The following is a 22853-nucleotide window of genomic DNA, read 5'->3' on the forward strand; positions in this document are numbered from 1 at the left end:
CAATCCATCTTTGTTATTTTCGAAATTACTGTTCTACTGTGTGTACTCTAATTGTACCTTCAACTTCTTTATCTAATTTAACTGGCACATTTGTATAACCTAACGCGTGGATACCATGTGGTAAGTCCATTTTGCGTTTATCAATTTTAATATCATGTTGTTTATTTAATGCTTCGGCAATTTGTTTAGTACTGATTGAACCAAACAATTTACCGCCTTCACCTGTTTTAGCTGATACTTCAACTTCGATGTTTTCTAATTTTTCTTTAAGTGCTTTCGCATCATCAATTTCTTGTTGTCTGTCTGCTTCAGCACGTTTATTTTGTTGTTCTAATTGTTTTAAGTTACCAGGAGTTGCTTCTACAGCATAGTTGTTTTTAAGTAAGAAGTTGTTTGCGTAACCTACTGGTACGTCTTTTACTTCGCCTTTTTTACCTTTACCTTTAACATCTTGTTTGAAAATTACTTTCATGCATCTTCACTCCTACTCATTTGTTCTGTAATTGCTTGCTGTAATTGTTCTATAGCATCTTCTATAGTGACACCTTTAATTTGTGTGGCAGCATTTGTAAGGTGTCCACCACCACCTAATGCTTCCATCGTTAATTGAACGTTGATAGAACCTAGTGAACGTGCAGAGATACCGATGAGGTTATCTTCACGTTTAGCCACAACATAAGATGCCTCGATACCTTCTAAACTTAACAACTCGTCGGCTGCTTGTGCAACCGTAACAGGATGGTAGATTTTATCATTTGAACCATGAGCGATTGCTACGCCATGATCTTGTAATTGAACCGTTCTAATAAGTTCTGAACGATTAATATAAGTATCTACATCATCTTTTAAGAAGTGTTGCGTTAAGATTGTATCTGCACCATGCGCACGTAAATAACTTGCAGCATCAAATGTTCTTGAACCTGTTCTTAATGTGAAGTTTCTAGTATCTACTATAATACCTGCATACATGACTGTTGATTCTAAACGTGTCAATCTTTGTTCAGTTGGTTGATATTCTAATAATTCAGTAACAAGCTCTGCAGTTGAACTTGCATATGGCTCCATATATACCAATAGTGGGTTTGAAATAAAGCTTTCGCCACGTCTGTGGTGGTCAATAACGACTTTACGGTTTGCTTTATTTAAGACATTTTCATCTAAGACCATTTCAGGCTTGTGCGTATCCACGACAACGACTGTCGTCTTAGACGTCATCATATCCCAAGCTTCATCTGAAGTGACAAAGCGTTCTTTCAATTCTGGTTTCTTATCAATTTCGTCCATGACACGACGTAAAGTCGGATCAATATCTGAATCATTGAGAACAACAAAGGCTTCTAAATTATTCATTAATGCAAAACGTGAGACACCAATTGCTGCACCAATTGCATCTAAATCAGGGCGTTTATGTCCCATAATAATTACCTTGTCGCCTTCAGTTAATATATCTTTAAGTGCGTGAGAAATTACTCGGGCACGTACACGCGTACGTTTCTCCATAGGGTCAGTCTTACCACCGTAGAAGCGAACGTTACCATTCATATTTTTAATGGCTACTTGGTCGCCTCCTCGACCGAGTGCTAAGTCTAAACCAGATTGAGATAAATCCCCTAGGTCAATAAGGTTCTCTGTACCTTCACCGACACCGATACTTAAAGTGAGTTGTGCACGGTAACCGACACTTTTCTCTCTCAACTGACTTAAAATTCCAAAGTTTGAATCTTCAAGTTCTGCTAATATCTTTTGGTTAAGATATGCAACGAATTGATCAGAATTATAACGTTTGAAATAAATATTGTATTCTTGTGCCCATCTGCTAATGACACGTGTAACCATTGAGTTGATTTCTGAACGTTGTGTATCGTTCATATTCTGCGTAATCTCGTCATAGTTGTCTAAGAACAACGTTGCGATAATTGGCTTTGAATCTTCATACAACTCGTTGGTATGTACGCTTTCTGTGATATCAAAGAAATATAAACAATGTTCATTCTCTGAATATCGCACATGGTAATGATAATTGTTATGTTCAATTTCTACTTCTTGTACTTTTTCTAATTGTTTCAATATGTTAGGAAAGACTTCGTTTACATTTTCAGAAATCACATTAGTTTCAACGTGTTCTGTCATGAATTGGTTCATCCATTCAATGTGGTTATCTTCATCTAACACAATCATCCCAATCGGCAAATGTTTGATTGCTTTATTGCTACTTGCCGAGATGTGACCACTTAAATCATCCACATAATTATCCATTTTAAGAAAAGCTTGTCTCAATAACACGCCACTAATAATAATCATCACGACGAGGATTGCTGCAGCAATGCCAGCGACGATTTGGTTGAAAATAAACCATACGATGACTAATGCAATGGCTGTAAGTACCATGAGTATAAAAGGTATGAGCAATGCTTTTTTAGTGGATTGACGGTTCATTCTTCCACCTCTAATCACTTAGTTAATAATCATTTTTTAATAATTCGTTTTAAATTAATACATAAATCAATAACTCCAAGTAAACCAACGATATGTGTCATCGGTGTAAGTAATGTCCCCACCACCATTAATAAAATCGTTACAGCATTCGGCCATCTCTTAGCTTTACCGAAGAAATGTATAACGCTTAAACCTTGGATATACATCACTAATGATAACACAACCTCAAAGTTCAAGACGATACTTTGGAATATACTTGGTTGGTTCGCAAACATTACACAAATAAGAACTATAAGATAAATCCATAATAGTACACGATTCATTTGCCATGCGAATAATGGCTTAAAGATCGGAGTTGCGACCTTAAACTTACGTAAGATAGGAAATGTAATAATCAGATTAATTAAGATTAAAAGGAAAATGACTATAATAAGATAACTAGGGAGTTGGACCGTTGATTGTCGGAAACCTTCCTCAAGAATCTGTCTATAGTTAGAATTTAATCCACTTGTTAAGATGGCATCATACATCGCATCTTTAAATGGCTTAATTAATACGGCTGCTTTTGGAATTTTTTCGAATGTTTGTAATAACATGAATCCAATCAATGTTATTAAACTCAATGAAACCGTTGAAACATAAAGAATTCTTTCTTTTGAAGTTCTTTCCTTAAGTAATTGACCGATGATAAAACTTAAAATTAAGATAAGTACCATCATACTTAAGACAAATGTATTACCTAATAACGTTGTCAGAATCACTGTTACTAAAGCGCTAATTCCAAATGATTGTACAGAGCGGTTCCATAGCACGATGCCAGGAATCGTTGCAAATAAACATAAAATTAAGCCGAGAATAGGTAATACATGTGTTACTAAAGCGACTATCAGTAATGAAATAGTTGCAATAATAGTTGCTTTAGGTTGTATTTTTGAAAACACACACGCCACTCCCATACTTTTTGACTATAACTTCTATTTTAACCTCTTTGCCAAAAATTAACAATAAAGCGCTACTTTTAATGACTTCGTCATTAATTAGTAGCACTTATGCTAAAGACATACTTACTTTGCTTAGCCAAAGTTTAGTATGTCTAAATATAGCTGTGTTTATTTCCTTTTAAATTGTTTTAAGTTCAAGAAATGGTAGAGGTTTGGAGCCCAATCGTTAAAGTTTAGAAGGAAGCCGTCATGTCCTACATTATCTGGCACAAAGAAATGGCGATGATATTTAAATCTCTCTCCGACTGCTCTTACTTGATCATCTGGATAAAGTAAATCATCTATAAACCCCATCGTTAGAACTTTTGTATCTAATGATTGATAGACTTCATCAACATCATCTCGTCCTCTATCAATATTGTGACTATCTAAGACGTCGAGCAGTGTTAAATAACATTGTAAATCAAAGTTTTTCTTGAATTTATTTCCTTGATATTGTTGATACGTTACAACTTCATCTGGTGTAAATCGTTGGTCATAACTTTTAGAGGAGCGGTATGTTAAGAAGCCAAGTTGTCGAGCGATACTTAAGCCTTCCTTCCCACCAAGATGAATTGCTTGTCGGGCGATCTCGTTGAAAGCACGACTGTATGATGACGTTTTACCAGTTGCTGCGAGAATAATGGCTTTGTCGATTTGAAATTGATTATTATACAGCAATTCCATTGCTTGCATACCACCTAGACTTGCTCCAATTAGGATGTTTATCTTATCGAAGTCTAGTGCTTTGATACCTTTTTCAATCGCTTTAACAATATCTCGTAATGTAAGATGCTGTGGAAAATTAGGGTCATTAAGTTTGGAACTTGAACCAAAGGGACTACCAATAACGTTGAAAGTTAGAAATTGATAATCATGACGTGGAATATAACCACCATCTATAATTTCACGCCACCATCCATGTTTCTCGTCTGTTCCATAAGTTAAGTGATTACCTGTTAATGCGTGACAAACAACAACTAATGGTTGACCTTTATATCCAACGTGTTCATAGCGTAATTTTAAATTATTAATGGTTTCTCCTGATTCAGTTGTAAATGTCCCTAATTCTAACGTATCTACTCTGTAATTCGTCATCGTTAACGCTACCTCCTCTTACAAAAAAGCTTCCTACTCAAATGAAAAAGTAGGAAGCTGGTCAGTACTTATCATTCGAGATTCTCGTTGGTTGTAGCACCGTGCTATCATTAGTCGGTTGCTGAAGCATCGTCGGGCCAATTCCCTCAGCTTCTCGAAATAAGATTTGTTGAATTGATTTGTATATTGATGTTGATTAAATTTCAATCTTAAATAGTCTGAATTTTCTAATTAATATAATATTAACTAAAATGGTTTATGACTTCAATACTTTGCTGTCATTTTCAGGAGTTAAAAGATTAAACGTAAACAAGCGATAGTAATAATACCTCCAATTATTGTGATAGTAAGGCTACGTGTGAAAATGGCAAGGAGTACTGTTGGTATAATCGCAATAATATATGACAAATTGAGCGTATATCCAAAGGTGTTATCGTGTTGTTGTATGACGCCATCAATGACAAGTGCGGTAAATAATGTGATAGGAATAAATGAAAGCCATTTAACGACAATTTCAGGTAAATGAACTCTAGATATCATCATAAAGGGAATAATTCGAACGAGTAACGTTACAATTCCACATAAAATAATAAGTATCAGTGTGTGTAAATCTGTTGTCATTTATCCATCACCACCCCTAAGGCTGCAGCGAATGTTGCGGCTATTAATATTGCTACATATGAAGGCATCACTAAACTTAAAAGAAGCATCATTGTGATTACACAGATAATTAAAATTATATATATACGAAATCTTGATTTCTTCACTGACTCAAATTGAGATATACCTAGGAAAATGAACATTGCAGTAATCGCATAGTCTAATCCAAGTGCATTAGGATTAGAAATATATTTGCCGAAAAGGGCGCCGGCCACACACGAAATAGTCCAAAAAAGATATGCTGTGATATTAAGACCATGAAGCCAACGATCATTAATCTTTTCACCTTTAATATATGGCGTAATGGCAACTCCGAAGGTTTCATCGGTTAATAATGTACCGAGACCTACCCTATTCCATAATCCATATTGTTTATAATTAGGCGCCAAAGTCATACTTAATAGAAACATACGTGAGTTAACGATAAGTGTGGTCAACACGATAGCAGATATTGGAGTACCTGTAATCGCTAAAGCGCAAACAATAAATTGTGCGGCACCGGCGTAAATAATGAGACATAATAAAATAATTTCTAAGATACTAAAGTTTTGAGAGGCTGCAACGATACCAAATGATAAACCTACTCCGGCGTATCCAAATAAAGTAGGAATACATTCTTTTACCCCTTGCTTAAATGAAAGATGGGTCATTTGATCAGCCTCCATTCCACTTTCTAAAATAGTAAAATAAGTCTATTATATTTGGAAAAGTTGTTCAATATTTTTAGACTTCGGTTTGTGTGAAGTAAGACAAACATCATAGTCAAATAGTTGTAACTACAACGATTATAAAATTTCAGAATTTTGTTTCTTCTTTTAGACATCCCTCTCATTTTTGAAGATTTGAAGTTGAATCATTTCTCTTCCCCTACCCTGTTCAACAAAAAAACTGTCGACAAAATCGTTAAGATCTTATCGACAGTTCAAATAATTAATTGAGTCATTCATCGTTGTATTGTAGTAATTATTTAGCCTATTCTAAGTTATTATTTTGTAGGTTTAGAAATTTTAGTTTTTCCACCCATGAATGGAACTAATGCTTCAGGAATTGTGATTGTACCGTCTTCATTTTGATAATTTTCAACGATAGCTGCAAATGTACGACCTACGGCTAAACCACTACCATTTAATGTATGAGCTAATTCTGGTTTAGCTGAGTTATCACGTTTAAAGCGAATGTTAGCACGACGTGCTTGGAAATCAGTACAGTTTGAGCAAGAACTAATTTCTTTATAATCATTGTAGCTTGGTAACCATACCTCTAGGTCATATGTTTTACTAGCGCTGAAGCCAATGTCGCCTGTACATAAGATAACTCGACGATATGGTAATCCTAATTCTTCTAAAATTGATTCAGCATTTTTAGTCATATCTTCTAAAGCATCCCAAGAATCTTCAGGTTTTTCGATACGAACCATTTCAACTTTATCGAATTGGTGTAAACGAATTAATCCTCTTGTATCTCTACCAGCTGAACCCGCTTCACTACGGAAACATGCCGTTTGCCCAGTGAATTTTTCAGGTAACACTCCTGGTTGAATGATTTCATCTCTGTAGAAGTTTGTTAAAGGTACTTCTGCTGTTGGAATTGTGTATAGGCCTTCTTTTTCAACTTTAAATAAATCTTCTTCGAATTTAGGAAGTTGACCTGTACCAAACATAGTATCTGCATTCACTAATTGAGGTGTCATCATTTCTGTGTAACCATGTTGAGTTGTATGTTTCGTAATCATATAGTTCATTAATGCACGTTCTAATAATGCACCATCTTTAGTTAAGTAAACGAAACGCGCACCAGATACTTTAGCAGCACGTTCGAAGTCTGCCATTTTTAGTTCTTCAACTAAGTCCCAATGTGCTTTTGGTTCGAAATCAAATTCACGTGGTGTACCCCATTTTTTCAATTCAACGTTTTCTTCATCTGAATCCCCTTGAGGTACATCGTCGTTAATTAAGTTTGGAATACGGATTAAAATATCTCTTACTTTATTATCAACTTCATTTAATTTAGCATCGTTTTCTTTAATTTCATCACCTAAGTTACGCATTTCTGCAATAACGTCATCAGCATCTTCTTTATTACGTTTCTTCTGAGCGATTTCTTCACTGACTTTATTACGTCTTGCTTTCATTTCTTCAGTTTTACTGATTAATTGACGTCGTTGTTCATCTAATTCTAAAACTTCGTCAACGACCTTAGGATCGTCTCCTCTTAATTCAATTTTGCTCTTAACTTTTTCTGGTTCATTTCTAAATAAACGAATATCTAACATGTAACCTTCATCCTTTCCCAAATAAAATATAGATTTAATGGGGGCACGTATGTATAAAATCATAAAAAAAGACCACATCCCAGACAAGGGACGTGGTCTACGCGTTGCCACCCTATTTAACAATTTAAAATAAACGTTGAATCACTTATTCTAAACTGCACTTAACTAAAATAACGGTTATTACCGATTGCTCTCATAAAGTAGGTAGATTCACATCAAAGTCGATTGCTTGTTCTCACTAACCACAAGTTCTCTGAAATCGTCCGGTTAATGCTACTTAGCCTACGAACAATGTTTTATTAAGTTATTTTTAATATAGCAAAGTCTTTTTAACTTTTCAAGTAAATGTAAATGTGTGTAAACTACCTCGTATTTATGCTCTGTGATAAGCATCATCTTTTAGATACTGCGCTACCGCTTCGATATCTTTGTGGAATTGTCGATCTTGATTGATTGAAGGCACGATTTTACGATATTCTTCATATTTCTCACGTGTTTTAGGAGATAATTTATCTACACCTTTTAATTCCACAGCTTGCAATGCGATGACACATTCAATCGCAATCACACGACGTGTATTCTCAATCATTTGGTAACCATGTCTTGAAGCGATTGTGCCCATTGATACATGATCTTCTTGGTTTGCTGAAGATGGAATTGAATCTACACTCGCTGGGTGTGCGAGGGTTTTATTTTCAGAGACAAGGCTTGCAGCAGCATATTGCATAATCATAGCGCCACTTTGTAACCCTGGCTCAGGACTTAAAAATGCAGGTAAATCTCCATTTAATTGAGGATTAATCAAACGTTCTAGACGTCGCTCTGCAACGTTGGCTAATTCACTCACGCCTAATTTTAGATGGTCTAATGCAAGTGCGACTGGTTGACCGTGGAAGTTACCACCTGAAATCACTAATGTTTCATCATCCTCATCGAAGATAAGAGGATTATCATTAGCTGCATTCATCTCAAATTCTAATTTTTCTCTTACATAATTGAACACTTGGAAACTTGCACCATGGATTTGAGGAATACAACGTAAACTATAAGCGTCCTGCACTCGTAATTCAGCTTGGCGTGTCGTAAGCTGTGAATCTTCAAGCCAGTTAAGCATGCGTGCTGCCACATCTACTTGTTCTTTAATATTCCGGACTTTGTGCACGTTATGATTATACGCATCTGTAATACCATTTAAAGCTTGATGCGTGAGTGAAGCAATCCATTCCACTTGATAACCTAAATCCTCTGCCTCAATGAAATTAATCACACCTTGAGCTGTCATTGCTTGTGTCCCATTGATAAGTGCCAAGCCTTCTTTAGCTTGTAGTTTTAACGGTTCACGTCCTAACTCATTAAGGACGTAGCGACTGTCGACTTGTTCATTGTTATAATAAACGTCACCCTCACCAATGAGTGCAAGTGCAAGATGTGATAGAGGCGCTAAATCCCCTGATGCCCCTAATGAACCTTGTTGCGGAATCACTGGAATAATACGTTCGTTAATGAAGAATTTTAATTGTTCAACTAACTCAAGTGTCGCACCTGAATGCCCCTTCAATAATGTATTTAAGCGCAACACCATCATGACTAATGCCACTTCTTCTGAAAATGGTTTCCCGATACCACATGCATGTGAACGAATGAGATTGACTTGTAATTCGTTATATTGACCTGGATCGATTAAAACATCACTAAATAGACCGAAGCCAGTTGTGATACCATAGATTGTTTCTTTATTCTGTATGATACGTTCAACGACTTGGCGACTTTTCGTCACTCGTTCAATGGCATCCTCTGAAATATCAATTTGTAAGTCTTGGCTTAAAAACGTCTTAATTTCCTTAATAGTCAAAGCCTCTCCATCTAAAATTAATGTCATATAAACAACCCCTTTGTTTAAATTTTAACCCCATTACAGGAAAGTATACGTTTTCATTTTTATATTAACAACACTTTTTGCACTTTTTATAATGCATTATCAATGTAATAATTTAACAGGTTAAAGAAATAGGAATATTATTATTTATTATTTTAATAAGGTAGATGGAAATGGTATTTTTGATATTTTGTGCGGATAGAGGTATTCATTATTAAATTTCTAAAATAGCTATTGACTAAAGAGTATTACAGGTATAGTATTTTCTATTGTATTTAAAAGAGATTGGGCAATTTTAAAGGACTTTAATTTCTTAAAAATGGATGTACACAACAATTTATAAAGTGAAATTTAAGACGGTCGGATGTCTTGTGTACGAGATGCGAGAAGTGAGTTTTTTAACGGAGGTTATGTCATTATGGAAACGTTAGATACAGTTAACATTCCTATAAGAAAAGATGAAACGCATAAAGGCGATTATGGTAAGATTTTATTAATTGGTGGTTCTGCCAATATGGGTGGCGCAATTATGCTTGCTGCGCGCGCATGCGTCTATAGTGGTAGTGGATTAATTACAGTCGCAACACATCCTAATAATCATGCAGCATTACATTCACGTTGCCCAGAAGCAATGGTAATTGATATCAATGATACGAAGATGCTAACTAAAATGATCGAAGCTACCGATAGTATCTTAATCGGGCCTGGATTAGGTGTGGACTTCAAAGGTAATAATGCGATTACGTTTTTACTACAAAATATTCAACCACACCAAAATCTTATTGTAGATGGAGATGCAATCATCATATTTAGTAAATTGAAACCTCAAATTCCTACATGTCGTGTGATTTTCACTCCTCATCAAAAAGAATGGGAACGTTTAAGTGGGATTCCTATCGAAGAACAAACATATGAACGTAATCGTGAAGCTGTTAATAACTTAGGTGCTACTGTCGTTTTAAAACAACATGGTACTGAAATTTACTTTAAAGATGATGCTTACAAATTATCTATCGGTACACCAGCAATGGCTACTGGTGGTATGGGAGATACACTTGCTGGTATGATTACAAGCTTCGTTGGTCAATTTGATAGTCTTAAAGATGCCGTTACAAGTGCGACTTACACACATAGTTATATTGGAGAGAAATTATCTGAGTCTATGTATGTCGTACCACCTTCTCGTTTAATCAGTGAAATTCCTTATGTTATGAAACAATTGGAAGGTTAAGTTATAGACACGTTATATATTAAATACTATTTACGATGCACACCTCAAAGTTGTTCACTTATTGTGAATACCTATTGCTGGTGTGCTTTTTTTATAATAAAAAAGACTACCCTCAAGCAGGGTAGTCTAAAAATTAACAGGTTCTCACTATATAGCGAGAACCTGCTTTAATATCTATTATTCGTTGTCATCATCGTCGTCTGAAGCACTTTCAATATCTTCATTTACACGATCCATAAAGTCTTGTCGAACATCGATTCTATCATCATTAGCGTTATCATCTGTTTCTTCATTAGTTACATCTTCGGCTTCTTCTGTATGAATAGCATTACCAGGTGTTTGGTCATCAATAACTTCTTCAGTTGCTGTCTCGCTCGCATCAGTATCATCTGAGTCTGCTTGATTATCTTCTTCCTCTTTAACTTTAGCAACTGTTGAAACAAATTGACCTTCGCCTAATCTCATTAGACGTACACCTTGTGCAGCACGACCATTTTGAGAGATATCTTCCACATCTAAGCGAATAATCACACCTGCATTGGTAACAACCATTAAGTCTTCTTCACCAGTGACTGTTGTGATACAAACGATATTACCGTTACGTTCAGTAATAGTTGCTGTTTTAATACCTTTACCACCACGATTAGATAATCGGTATTCATCTACTGGTGTACGTTTACCGTAGCCATTTTCAGTAACAACTAGAACTTCATCTTCACTTTCTGCGTGAGCCACATCTAAACCTACAACCACGTCGCCTTCACGTAGTGTGATACCTTTCACACCTGCTGCTGTACGACCTAGAGGACGTAAGGCAGATTCAGGGAAGCGAATAAGTGATGCGTGCGATGTACCGATAAGTATATCTTCATTACCAGTTGTTAAGCGTACGGCTATTAGTTCATCGTCTTCTTTGAAGCCTATTGCGATTTTACCGTTCTTATTAATACGTGAGAAATTACTTAACGCTGAACGTTTAACAATACCTCGTTTTGTAGCAAATACAAGGTAATGTTCTTCACTTTCAAGATCTTTAACCGCAATCATCGTACTTATCGTTTCGTCATTCTCAAGTTCTATCGCGTTAACGACTGGGATACCTTTAGATTGACGAGACAGCTCAGGAACTTCATAACCTTTAAGTTTATATACTCGACCTTTATTCGTGAAGAAGAGCACGTTATCATGTGTACTTAAAGTAACTAACTGACTCACGAAATCTTCTTCAAGTGTGTTCATACCTTGTACACCACGTCCGCCACGGTTTTGTGAACGATATGTAGAAACAGGTAATCGTTTAATATAATTATTATGACTTAAAGTAATTACAATTTGTTCTTCTGGGATTAAATCTTCATCTTCAATATCGTCTAATCCACCTAATTGAATTTCAGTACGACGTTCATCTCCAAATCGTTCTTTGATTTCAGAGAGTTCATCACGAACCAATTGTAATAATACTTCTTCATCAGCTAGAATTTCTTCTAATTCTTTAATGTATTCAAGTAATTCATTATATTCAGATTCAATCTTATCGCGTTCTAAACCTGTTAAACGTCTTAAACGCATATCTAAGATAGCTTGTGCTTGACGTTCAGATAGCTTAAAGCGTTCTTGTAAGCTTTCCATCGCGATTTTATCTGTTTCTGATTCACGAATTGTCGTGATAATTTCATCAATATGATCTAGAGCTATTCTTAAACCTTCTAGAATATGCGCACGGTCTTTAGCTTTTCTTAAATTGTACTCAGTGCGTCGTCTTACAACTGTTTTTTGATGCTCTAAGTAGTGAATTAATGCTTCTTTTAAGTTAATTAACTTAGGTCTGCCATTAACTAAGGCAATCATATTTACACCGAATGATGTTTGTAACGGTGTTTGTTTGTATAAGTTGTTAAGAATAACGCTTGCATTCGCATCTTTACGTACGTCAATAACGATTCTAACACCTGTACGTAAACTTGTTTCATCTCGTAAGTCGGTAATACCATCGATTTTTTTATCTCTAACAAGTTCAGCAATTTTCTCAATCATACGTGCTTTATTAACTTGGAATGGTATTTCAGTTACTACGATACGTTGACGTCCACCACCGCGTTCTTCAATCTCTGCACGTGAACGCATTTGGATAGAACCACGACCTGTTTCATATGCACGGCGGATACCACTTTTTCCTAAAATAAGACCTGCAGTCGGAAAGTCAGGACCTTGAATATCTTCCATCAATTCATTGATCGTGATATCAGGATTCTTACTTAAACTTAATACACCATCAATGACTTCTGTTAAATTGTGAGGAGGAATATTAGTAGCCATACCTACGGCAATCCCTGCAGCACCGTTAACTAAAAGGTTTGGGAAGCGTGCAGGTAAGACTGACGGCTCTCTTTCATTACCATCATAGTTGTCGATAAAATCAATTGTATCTTTGTTGATATCACGTAAAAGTTCTAACGTAATCTTAGTCATACGTGCTTCGGTATAACGCATTGCTGCTGCGCCATCACCATCCATTGAACCAAAGTTACCTTGACCATCTACAAGAGGATAACGGTAACTGAAGTCTTGTGCCATTCTTACCATGGCTTCGTATATTGAAGAGTCACCATGTGGGTGATATTTACCCATAACGTCCCCAACAATACGTGCAGATTTCTTATATGGTTTATCTGGTGTCATACCTTGTTCATTCAGACCATATAATATACGACGGTGCACTGGCTTTAAACCATCTCTAACATCAGGTAATGCACGTGACACGATAACACTCATGGCATAGTCTAAGAATGATTCACGCATTTCACTGGTTATATTTCGTTCATTAATTCTTGATTGAGGTAATTCAGCCATCAAGATATCCTCCTTCAAAAGTTCAATTCATAATGCTTAGAAATCTAAGTTGGCGTAAACTGCATTATCTTCTATAAATTGTCTACGATTTTCAACAACATCACCCATTAACATTTCAAATGTTTGGTCTGCATCAATTGCATCTTCAAGTCTTACTTGTAACATTGAACGATGTTCTGGATTCATAGTCGTTTCCCATAATTGGTCTGCATTCATCTCACCAAGACCTTTGTAACGAGAGATTGACCATTTAGGAGTAGGGTTTAATTCAGCTTTAAGCTTGTCTAACTCTCTATCGTTAAATACATAATACTTTTGTTTACCTTGCGTTAATTTGTATAAAGGTGGCTGTGCAATGTAAACATAGCCCGCTTCAATTAACGGTCTCATAAAGCGATAGAAGAATGTGAGTAATAGTGTTCTGATATGCGCACCATCAACGTCCGCATCAGTCATGATTACGATTTTATGATAGCGTGCTTTTGAAATATCAAATTCTCCACCAATACCTGTACCAAAAGCAGTGATCATTTGGCGAATTTCATTGTTATTTAAGATACGGTCTAAACGTGCTTTTTCCACGTTCAAGATTTTACCTCTTAATGGTAAAATCGCTTGAGTTCTTGAATCACGACCTGATTTTGTAGACCCCCCGGCAGAGTCACCCTCTACTAAGAAAATCTCACTCTCTTCAGGATTTTTACTAGAGCAATCCGCTAATTTACCAGGTAAACTTGATACATCTAATGCTGATTTACGACGTGTAACCTCACGTGCTTTTTTAGCTGCTACTCGTGCTCTAGACGCCATGATACCTTTTTCAACGATAATTCGACCTACGGCAGGATGCTCGAATAAGAAACGCTCGAAGTATTCAGCGAATAATTTATCCACTACTTGACGTACTTCAGAGTTACCTAATTTCGTTTTAGTTTGTCCTTCGAATTGAGGATCGCCGTGTTTAATTGAAATAATAGCTGTTAGACCTTCACGTGTATCCTCACCTGAAAGTTTATCTTTGTCTTCTTTAATAATCTTACTTTGAATACCGTAACTATTAAGAATACGTGTTAACGCACGTTTGAAGCCATCTTCGTGCGTACCACCTTCGTACGTATGAATGTTATTGGCATATGTTAATAAGTTAGTCGCATATCCACTGTTATATTGAAGAGCGATTTCAACCTCAATATCATCTTTTGTTTGATGTATGTAGATAGGTTCTTCATGAAGTGGCTCTTTATTTTCATTTAATAATTCTACGTAAGATTTAATACCGCCTTCATAGTGATAAGAATCCTCACGGCCTTCCTCTTCACGCTCATCTCTTAACGTAATTTGGATACCTTTGTTTAAGAAAGCAAGTTCGCGTATACGTTGTTGTAATGTTTCATAATTATACACAGTTGTCTCTGTAAAAATTTCGCCATCAGCTTTAAAACGAATTGCCGTACCTGTTTGATCTGTTTCACCGATTTCTTTTAAGTCAAATTGAGGTACACCTTTTTTATACGCTTGGTGGTAAATAGTATCATTTCTGTACACATATACTTCTAAGTCTTGGGAAAGCGCGTTAACTACTGATGAACCAACACCATGAAGCCCACCTGATACTTTATATCCGCCACCGCCGAATTTACCTCCAGCATGTAATACCGTTAAGATAACTTCGACAGCAGGACGTCCCATTTTCTCCTGAATATCAACTGGAATTCCACGGCCATTGTCAGTAACTTTTATCCAATTGTCTTTCTCAATTACGACTTCTATTTGATTAGCATAACCTGCTAATGCTTCGTCAATACTATTATCAACAATTTCCCATACTAAATGGTGCAAGCCTCTTTCAGAAGTTGAACCAATATACATACCTGGTCTTTTACGCACCGCTTCAAGACCTTCTAATACTTGTATCTGTCCAGCACCATAATTATCTGTGTTGTTTACATCTGACAATGTATTCACCATCACTTTCTTATTACTTTAGTAATTCGCCTTGACTTATACGGTATAACTTAGCATTATTCATAATTTCATGGTCTATACCGTCAACAGAGGTTGTAGTCACAAATGTCTGTACTTTATGTTGGATTGTACTTAGAAGATGCGTTTGACGTGAATCATCAAGTTCACTGAGTACATCGTCCAGTAATAATATTGGATACTCTCCAACTTCGATGTTCATTAATTCAATCTCTGCCAATTTGATCGACAATGCTGTAGTTCTTTGTTGTCCTTGTGATCCATATGTTTGTGCATCCATGTCATTAACATTGAATCCTAAATCATCTCGATGTGGTCCATAAAGACACACACCTCTTTCTTTCTCTCTTTGAAGGTTATCGTTTAATAATTCGATGACCTCCTCGAGCAATTCTGACTCTTCCTTCTCATAATCACTTAACTTTAAACTTGGTAAATATTTAAGTCCTAACTTCTCACGCTCATTCGTAATCCCTGAATGAATCGGTTGCGCAAGTTCTTCCAGTTCTTTTATAAAATGCTCACGACGTAACGTTACCTTTAAAGCATATTGAGCAAATTGTTGATTTAACACTTCTAACATTGTCGTATCTGTCTTCTGCCCAATTTGTAATTGCTTCAAATAGTTATTCTTTTGTTTAAGAATACGTTGGTATTGAGCTAAATCATTTAAGTAAACGGCTGAAATTTGTCCTAACTCCATGTCTATGAAACGTCGTCGTATCTGTGGTGAACCTTTAACAATATTCAAATCTTCAGGAGCAAATAAAACGACATTCAAGTGTCCCACATATTGAGTCAGTTTACTTTGTTCAAGGTGATTGACTTTAACTTGTTTACCTTTTTTAGTTATAAACATTGTAAGTGGCATTGTGCCATGTCTATAACTCAGCTCACCTTCTATTTTAGCATAGTCAGCTTTAAAACGTATGAGTTCCTTGTCATTCGAAGTACGATGACTTTTAGCTAGCGCTAGCGTATAAATTGATTCAAGTAAATTTGTCTTTCCTTGCGCGTTTTCTCCTATGAGGATATTCACTTCAGGATGACAATCTAATGTAACCTCTTCATAGTTACGATAATTCTCTAATTGGAGTGTATTAAGTTTCATTGTTCACCTTGATGGATGATTAGAAAAGAACCAGTATCTTCAGGTAATTCTGTGATATCAATTCGGTCGTTATGTTCTAATTTCTTCCCGCGACGTGTCTCACGTTGGCCGTTTATTAAAACTTCGAAATCTTGGAGGAACCATTTAGCTTGTCCACCAGATTCAATAATGCCTTCAGTTTTAAGAAATTGACCTAAAGTTATGTTTCCTTCTACAACAACTTCTTGAACCAAAATTATCACTCCATTTCTTTATGTGTCATTAATATATTATACCTTTTTTTGCCTTAGATTTCATTTAAAATAAAGAATGAAATCGTTTACTTTGATATATATTTTTATTTTTCAAAATCTGCAATCTACTTGGTAAATTTTTTTAGTTTTAAGAGACATCATATTTTAATTGTGTATGCTTCTCTAATTTAAATTTAAAGGGGTATTTTACTTAATTTTAACAAATAGGAGGTTTACCCTAAAAAATTTATTGATGTTTCTTAAAATACCTCTCAGTATCTTTAAAATGAATTTAAAGTAACTAAAAAGAGATTGTCTAAGTGACAATCTCTAAACTCATTATAGCATTATTAAATTTTTATGTTTTAATCCATATGGTCTAACTAATAAGTTCTAATTGGTAAAATCAATTGAGTTACTGAATCGTCATCTTTCGGTTTCAAAATAAATGGTTTCATTGTTCCAAAGAATTCTACTTCAACTTCGTCATTATCGATGGCTTTTAAAGCATCCATCATGTATTTAGAGTTGAATGAAATTTTTAAGTTTCCACCTTCAACATCATTTGCAGTTACTTCTTCTTTTACTGTACCAATTTCTGGTGATGTTGAGGATAATTCTACTAACTCATTTCCAATGCTCAATTTAATAACATTATTTCCACCTTCACGTGCTAAAAGAGATGCACGATCGATAGCGTGATAGAAATCACCGTTATTGATGCCTAACTTAATTTCATAGTTTTCTGGGAATAAACGCGTTGTATCTGGATAATGACCTTCAAGTAAACGAGAGATAAAGTTAACGTTTCCTACTCTAAATAGAACTTGGTTTGATGCAAAGAAGATATCAATATCTTCGTCACTATCACTCATAATTTTATTTAATTCTGATAAAGCTTTACCTGGAATGATGACATTTTTATTTTCAGAAGTATCTTCCAATTGTAACTTTCTTACAGCCAAGCGGTGTGAGTCAGTGGCAGTGCATATTAATTCATTATCTTGTATAAGCCAGTTCACACCAGTTAACACTGGGCGTGTTTCTGAGGTGGACACTGCAAAATTTGTTTGAGCAATGATGTTTTTAAGTACTTTAACTGATAATTGAATTGCGTCATCTCTTGATACTTCAGGTAATAATGGATATTGATCTGGATCTAATCCACTTAAGTTAAATTCTGAATGTCCTGAAGTAATCAATGTTTGGAACTGTTCATTTGTAGATAATTTAACATCTTTACCAGGTAACTTTTTGATGATATCTACGAAGAAACGACCAGGGAGTACTACTGATCCTGTTTCTGAGATTTCAACGATGTCCTCACCGTCAACTTGTTTAGGAATTGTAATTTCAATTGAGATTTCTGAATCTGAACCAGTTAAAATCACTTCATTATCTTTAGCATCAATTTTGATACCAGTTAAAATTGGTAATGTTGTTCTAGGTGAAATTGCTTTTAATGTGTCATTAAGTTGATTAATAAAATAATCTCTTTTAATTGTGAATTCCATCATTAATTTCTAAACTCCTTCCAGTCGTTTATATATAATTATATAGGTTTTAAATTCATAGTAATAGTAGTAGGGACTGTGGATTGGTGGATAAGTCCATAAATGTCCGAAATAGCAAAGTTATGCACATGTGGATAAACTGTGTATGCTGTGTACTACTTTTAAACATTATCCACAATTCTTTGCTTTATCCATTTCTTAACTCTCATATTTTGAGAAAATTATTTACTTCATTTTCATTGTAATTATTCCCGAAATTTATCTTTTTAAATCTGGTTGCTTAGAGTATAAGACTTATCTTGTTATTTCCCGTTACTGATTTCTAATTTCTTTTTCTAAGTTTTCGATTTCTTGTTTAAAAGTAGGATCTGCTTTGATGTCGTTAGCTATCTTTTCATGTGCATGAATGACAGTTGTATGATCTCGTCCACCAAATTCTTCTCCAATTTTTGGTAGTGAGAAATCAGTCAATTCACGGGATAGATACATAGCAATTTGACGCGGATATGCAATAGATTTAGTACGTTTTTTAGCACTGAAATCCTCAATGCGTACACTATAATATTGACCAACGACTTTTTGAATATCTTGAATTGTAATCTTTTTGGATTTAGGTGCTTGAATAATATCTTTTAGAGCTTCAGCAGCTAATTCTGTAGTTATCGGTTTGCCTTGAAGTTTGGAATAAGCTAAAAGTCTAGTGAGTGCACCTTCAAGTTCACGAATATTTGACTGGATTTGATTGGCAATATAATTAAGCGCTTCTGGTGGTATATCAAGGTTTTCTTCTTCAATTTTCTTTTGTAATATCGCCATTCTTGTTTCGTAATCAGGTGGTGTAATGTCAACGATTAATCCCCACTCGAAACGTGAACGTAATCGATCTTCTAATTTAGCAATTTCTTTAGGTGGACGATCACTTGAAATAACTATTTGTTTATTGTTTTGATGTAATTCATTAAATGTATGGAAGAATTCTTCTTGCGTCTGTTCTTTATTTTGAATGAATTGAATATCATCTATAAGTAATACATCGATGTTTCGATACTTCTCACGGAAAGCTTCAGTCTCATTATCACGAATAGATTTGATAAATTCGTTAGTAAATTTCTCACTAGATGTGTAAATCACTTTAGCACTAGGTTGATTACTAAGAACATGATGACCAATCGCATGCATCAAGTGTGTTTTACCTAAACCTACGCCCCCATAAATGAATAATGGGTTATAAGCTTCAGCTGGTGCTTCAGCTACAGCTAAACTTGCAGCATGTGGGAAGCGGTTCCCTGGACCAATAACAAATGTATCGAATGTGTTATGAATATTAAATTGTTCTTTACCACCATCATTATCTTCAATTGTAGATGTTGACGTTTGTGGTTCTTGAGGTTCATTAGATGCACCATTGTTATAGTCGGCGAGTTCATCTTCAGTAATAAATAGCGGTTTCACTTCATAACCAATGACATCATATATAATAGCTTGCATTATTTCAGAGTATTTTTGATTAAGCCAATTCGCATTAAAAGATAGGCTCGTTAAAATAATGGCTTCGTCATTTTTAAGTGAATAGAGTTGAGTATCTTTAATAAACGTATGATAACTGGTATGTGAAATTCTTTCTTGAGCAAGTTCTAAAACTTTGTCCCAAATTTCTTTCTCTGACATAAAAACTCCATCTTTCTTAAAATTTTTGACTTATACACATAAATAACATTAGTGGATAAAAATAATCACAGCATGTTAATAATTATCCACAAGTTAATCACATATAGTGGATAACTATCACAATACTATGATTTATTCACAGTAATTATGTATAAAAGTTTAATAAATAAATCCTTATAAAATCATTGATTGAACGACTTATCCACATAATTATACTTTTTAACTTAGACAGATGTCAAATGACTGTGAATATGTTCTTAAATTTGGCATAACTATGTGTATGAACTCTATTTTATCCACAGAAATAAGCAATAGTTTTGTGAATAAGTGGATAACTTTATATAATCTTCATTATTTCTTAATAATCGTTTGGGAAATAATTTATAACACATGTATGAAAAATGTATAACTAATATAAAATTCTTGAGCTGCAAGAATCGTAATGATTTAAAACTGAAAATTTAATTGAAAGATATGCTATACATCATAAAATCATCTTGCTTTATAAAAGGGATTTTGTTATATTGTAGTAGTTGCTTGAATTATGACTAGATAATAATGAGCTAAATAAGAAATTTCTTAATAGCAGACACAATAAGAGAGCAATTGCTCAAATGAAGTATGTTAGTACTATAGGCTGCAACATACTTTGATAATTTATCTATGTATATGAGCCAGTTTCAAGGTATGAAATTGGAAATATTAGATAATTGAATACAGATGGAGGTGTTTTGCATGGTAAAACGTACTTATCAACCAAATAAACGTAAACATAGTAAAGTTCATGGTTTCAGAAAACGCATGAGCACTAAAAATGGCCGTAAAGTTTTAGCGCGTCGTCGTCGTAAAGGCCGTAAAGTTTTATCAGCATAAGATCACTGACTCATCAGTGGTCTTTTTTTTCGTTTTAATTAGGAAAAAAGATTCATTTGAAATAAAAACATTCATATAATGGATAATTGAATAAGCGAGTGATGTTATGTGGAAAAAGCATATCGTATAAAGAAAAATTCAGATTTCCAAACTATTTATAAAAAAGGTAAATCTGTAGCGAATAGACAATTTGTGGTTTATACCTATAATAATAAAGAAAATAAACATTTTCGTTTAGGTATAAGTGTTTCTAAGAAATTGGGTAATGCTGTAACTAGAAATAGAATTAAAAGAGCTATTAGAGAAAATTTTAAAGTTCACAAAGAAGATATTATAGCTAAAGATATTGTTGTTATTGCGAGGCATCCATCTAGAGATATGACAACTTTAGAAATTCAAGGTAGTTTAGAACATGTACTAAAAATAGCTAAGGTATTTAATAAAAAGATAAAGTAGGGTAGGGGATATGCTTTAAATAAGACTAACCGAAGTCTTACCTCAGACAAACGTAAGCCTAACTCGGATACTTTAAAAGCACTATGTTAGCTTTTTATAGAGAAACAATTTACAATGTTATAATGAAATTTTACTTGAATAAGGAGGCGAGACTCTTATGGATTTTGATACGATTACTAGTATTTCAACACCTATGGGCGAAGGAGCTATCGGTATTGTCCGTTTATCAGGCCCACAAGCCATTGAAATAGGAGATACACTTTATAAAGGAAAGAAAAAATTATCTGAAGTAGATACACATACGATTAACTACGGTCATATTATTGATCCAGAAACTAATGAAACTGTCGAAGAAGTGATGATATCTGTGCTACGTGCACCAAAAACATTTACTAGAGAAGATATCATTGAAATTAATTGTCACGGCGGTATTTTAACAATTAATCGCATACTGGAATTAACTATGACGTATGGTGCACGTATGGCTGAACCAGGTGAATATACGAAGCGTGCTTTCTTAAATGGTCGTATTGATTTATCTCAAGCAGAGGCAGTTATGGATTTCATACGCTCTAAAACTGATCGCGCCTCTAAAGTAGCAATGAATCAAATTGAAGGTCGTTTAAGTGACCTTATTAAAAAACAACGTCAATCCATATTGGAGATTCTCGCTCAAGTAGAAGTTAATATTGATTACCCTGAATATGATGACGTTGAAGATGCCACAACTGAGTTTTTACTTGAACAGTCTAAGAATATTAAAGAAGAAATTAATCGACTGCTTGAAACAGGTACTCAAGGTAAGATAATGCGTGAAGGATTATCAACCGTTATCGTTGGTCGTCCTAATGTAGGTAAATCTTCAATGTTAAATAATCTTATTCAAGATAATAAAGCGATCGTTACTGAAGTAGCTGGTACGACTAGAGACGTTTTAGAAGAATATGTCAATGTACGAGGGGTACCATTACGATTAGTTGATACAGCAGGTATACGTGATACAGAAGATATTGTAGAGAAGATTGGTGTCGAACGTTCACGTAAAGCATTAAGTGAAGCGGATCTAATCTTATTTGTTCTTAACAATAATGAACCTCTAACAGAAGACGATCAAACATTGTATGAAGTTGTGAAGAACGAAGACGTTATTGTAATTATTAATAAAACAGATTTAGAACCACGTTTAGATATAAATGAAGTTAAAGAAATGATTGGTGACATGCCATTAATCCAAACTTCTATGTTAAAACAAGAAGGTATAGATGAATTAGAAATTCAAATTAGAGATTTATTCTTCGGTGGAGAAGTTCAAAATCAGGATATGACATATGTATCTAACTCACGTCATATTTCTTTATTAAAACAAGCTAGACATTCAATTCAAGATGCGATAGATGCTGCTGAATCTGGTGTGCCTATGGATATGGTTCAAATTGATTTAACGCGTACTTGGGAAATACTTGGTGAAATCATTGGAGAATCAGCGAGCGATGAGTTAATTGATCAACTGTTTAGTCAATTCTGTTTAGGTAAATAATGATATTTAATATTTAAGGAATAAGACGGTAGGGTGTCTTCATTTTCCGGAAAAGTTTTTAAGAATATAAGGAGG

The 22853-nt window shown here is 34.7% G+C and carries 18 protein-coding genes and 1 riboswitch; of the genes, 4 read left to right on the forward strand and 14 right to left on the reverse strand.

Translation table 11 applies throughout. The features are described 5' to 3' along the window. Positions 1–25: 25 nt before the first annotated feature. From rplI to hutH, 8 genes are all read right to left on the reverse strand, one after another. The gene (rplI, locus tag HMPREF2706_RS04910; protein WP_002434521.1) at positions 26–472 is read right to left on the reverse strand and encodes a 50S ribosomal protein L9; all 447 of its coding nucleotides are present in this window, start codon (positions 470–472) and stop codon (positions 26–28) included. Continuing rightward, positions 469–2436, reverse strand: a complete 1968-nt coding sequence (locus HMPREF2706_RS04915) for a DHH family phosphoesterase (protein ID WP_064212313.1) — start codon at positions 2434–2436, stop codon at positions 469–471. Before HMPREF2706_RS04915 ends, rplI begins: the two co-directional genes overlap by 4 nt. Positions 2437–2465: 29 nt before the next feature. Beyond that, on the reverse strand, positions 2466–3392 hold the full coding sequence (locus HMPREF2706_RS04920; RefSeq protein ID WP_030062315.1) for a YybS family protein: 927 nt from the start codon (positions 3390–3392) through the stop codon (positions 2466–2468). Positions 3393–3545: 153 nt separating this feature from the next. Continuing rightward, on the reverse strand, positions 3546–4514 hold the full coding sequence (locus tag HMPREF2706_RS04925; protein WP_030062313.1) for a homoserine O-acetyltransferase MetX: 969 nt from the start codon (positions 4512–4514) through the stop codon (positions 3546–3548). A gap of 65 nt (positions 4515–4579) precedes the next feature. Further along, positions 4580–4680: riboswitch (SAM riboswitch) on the reverse strand. A 125-nt stretch (positions 4681–4805) separates the two neighbouring features. Then, positions 4806–5135 carry an AzlD domain-containing protein gene (locus HMPREF2706_RS04930; protein ID WP_030062311.1) on the reverse strand — a complete coding sequence of 110 codons (330 nt, stop codon included), beginning with the start codon at positions 5133–5135 and terminating at the stop codon, positions 4806–4808. After that, the gene (locus HMPREF2706_RS04935) at positions 5132–5824 is read right to left on the reverse strand and encodes an AzlC family ABC transporter permease (protein WP_002434554.1); all 693 of its coding nucleotides are present in this window, start codon (positions 5822–5824) and stop codon (positions 5132–5134) included. Before HMPREF2706_RS04935 ends, HMPREF2706_RS04930 begins: the two co-directional genes overlap by 4 nt. Before the next feature lie 335 nt (positions 5825–6159). Further along, positions 6160–7446: a serine--tRNA ligase gene (gene serS / locus HMPREF2706_RS04940; protein WP_002434130.1), complete on the reverse strand. Its 1287-nt coding sequence runs from the start codon at positions 7444–7446 to the stop codon at positions 6160–6162. Between the two features lie 373 nt (positions 7447–7819). Next, positions 7820–9325, reverse strand: coding sequence for a histidine ammonia-lyase (gene hutH, locus HMPREF2706_RS04945; protein WP_002434518.1), 1506 nt, complete (start codon positions 9323–9325; stop codon positions 7820–7822). A gap of 415 nt (positions 9326–9740) precedes the next feature. Between hutH and HMPREF2706_RS04950 the strand changes: the two genes are divergently transcribed. Next, on the forward strand, positions 9741–10553 hold the full coding sequence (locus HMPREF2706_RS04950; RefSeq protein ID WP_030062309.1) for an NAD(P)H-hydrate dehydratase: 813 nt from the start codon (positions 9741–9743) through the stop codon (positions 10551–10553). A 177-nt stretch (positions 10554–10730) separates the two neighbouring features. Here the strand turns inward: HMPREF2706_RS04950 and gyrA are convergent, their stop codons facing one another. From gyrA to dnaA, 6 genes are all read right to left on the reverse strand, one after another. Next, positions 10731–13403 carry a DNA gyrase subunit A gene (gene gyrA / locus HMPREF2706_RS04955; RefSeq protein ID WP_037550842.1) on the reverse strand — a complete coding sequence of 891 codons (2673 nt, stop codon included), beginning with the start codon at positions 13401–13403 and terminating at the stop codon, positions 10731–10733. Positions 13404–13439: 36 nt separating this feature from the next. Beyond that, entirely contained in the window at positions 13440–15371 is a 1932-nt protein-coding gene (gene gyrB / locus HMPREF2706_RS04960; RefSeq protein ID WP_023349973.1) for a DNA topoisomerase (ATP-hydrolyzing) subunit B, read from the reverse strand. Positions 15372–15381: 10 nt separating this feature from the next. Next, positions 15382–16497: a DNA replication/repair protein RecF gene (recF, locus tag HMPREF2706_RS04965; RefSeq protein WP_023349972.1), complete on the reverse strand. Its 1116-nt coding sequence runs from the start codon at positions 16495–16497 to the stop codon at positions 15382–15384. Further along, positions 16494–16739: a S4 domain-containing protein YaaA gene (gene yaaA, locus HMPREF2706_RS04970; RefSeq protein ID WP_002454368.1), complete on the reverse strand. Its 246-nt coding sequence runs from the start codon at positions 16737–16739 to the stop codon at positions 16494–16496. Before yaaA ends, recF begins: the two co-directional genes overlap by 4 nt. A gap of 374 nt (positions 16740–17113) precedes the next feature. Continuing rightward, positions 17114–18247 carry a DNA polymerase III subunit beta gene (gene dnaN / locus HMPREF2706_RS04975; protein ID WP_049427084.1) on the reverse strand — a complete coding sequence of 378 codons (1134 nt, stop codon included), beginning with the start codon at positions 18245–18247 and terminating at the stop codon, positions 17114–17116. Between the two features lie 309 nt (positions 18248–18556). Further along, positions 18557–19912 carry a chromosomal replication initiator protein DnaA gene (gene dnaA, locus HMPREF2706_RS04980; protein ID WP_016898446.1) on the reverse strand — a complete coding sequence of 452 codons (1356 nt, stop codon included), beginning with the start codon at positions 19910–19912 and terminating at the stop codon, positions 18557–18559. Positions 19913–20647: 735 nt separating this feature from the next. Here dnaA and rpmH point away from each other — a divergent pair. The 3 genes from rpmH to mnmE all read left to right on the forward strand — a co-directional run bounded on the left by rpmH (position 20648) and on the right by mnmE (position 22778). Continuing rightward, entirely contained in the window at positions 20648–20785 is a 138-nt protein-coding gene (gene rpmH, locus HMPREF2706_RS04985; RefSeq protein ID WP_000240855.1) for a 50S ribosomal protein L34, read from the forward strand. Between the two features lie 108 nt (positions 20786–20893). Next, positions 20894–21241: a ribonuclease P protein component gene (gene rnpA / locus HMPREF2706_RS04990; protein WP_030061530.1), complete on the forward strand. Its 348-nt coding sequence runs from the start codon at positions 20894–20896 to the stop codon at positions 21239–21241. 157 nt (positions 21242–21398) lie between these two features. Continuing rightward, a complete protein-coding gene (mnmE, locus tag HMPREF2706_RS04995; RefSeq protein WP_030061528.1) occupies positions 21399–22778 on the forward strand; it encodes a tRNA uridine-5-carboxymethylaminomethyl(34) synthesis GTPase MnmE in 1380 nt (459 codons plus the stop codon). The last annotated feature ends 75 nt before the right edge of the window (positions 22779–22853 follow it).

Origin of the sequence: Staphylococcus sp. HMSC067F07, from assembly GCF_001837405.1 — a bacterium.
In the GTDB taxonomy this organism is placed as follows: Bacteria; Bacillota; Bacilli; order Staphylococcales; family Staphylococcaceae; genus Staphylococcus; species Staphylococcus capitis.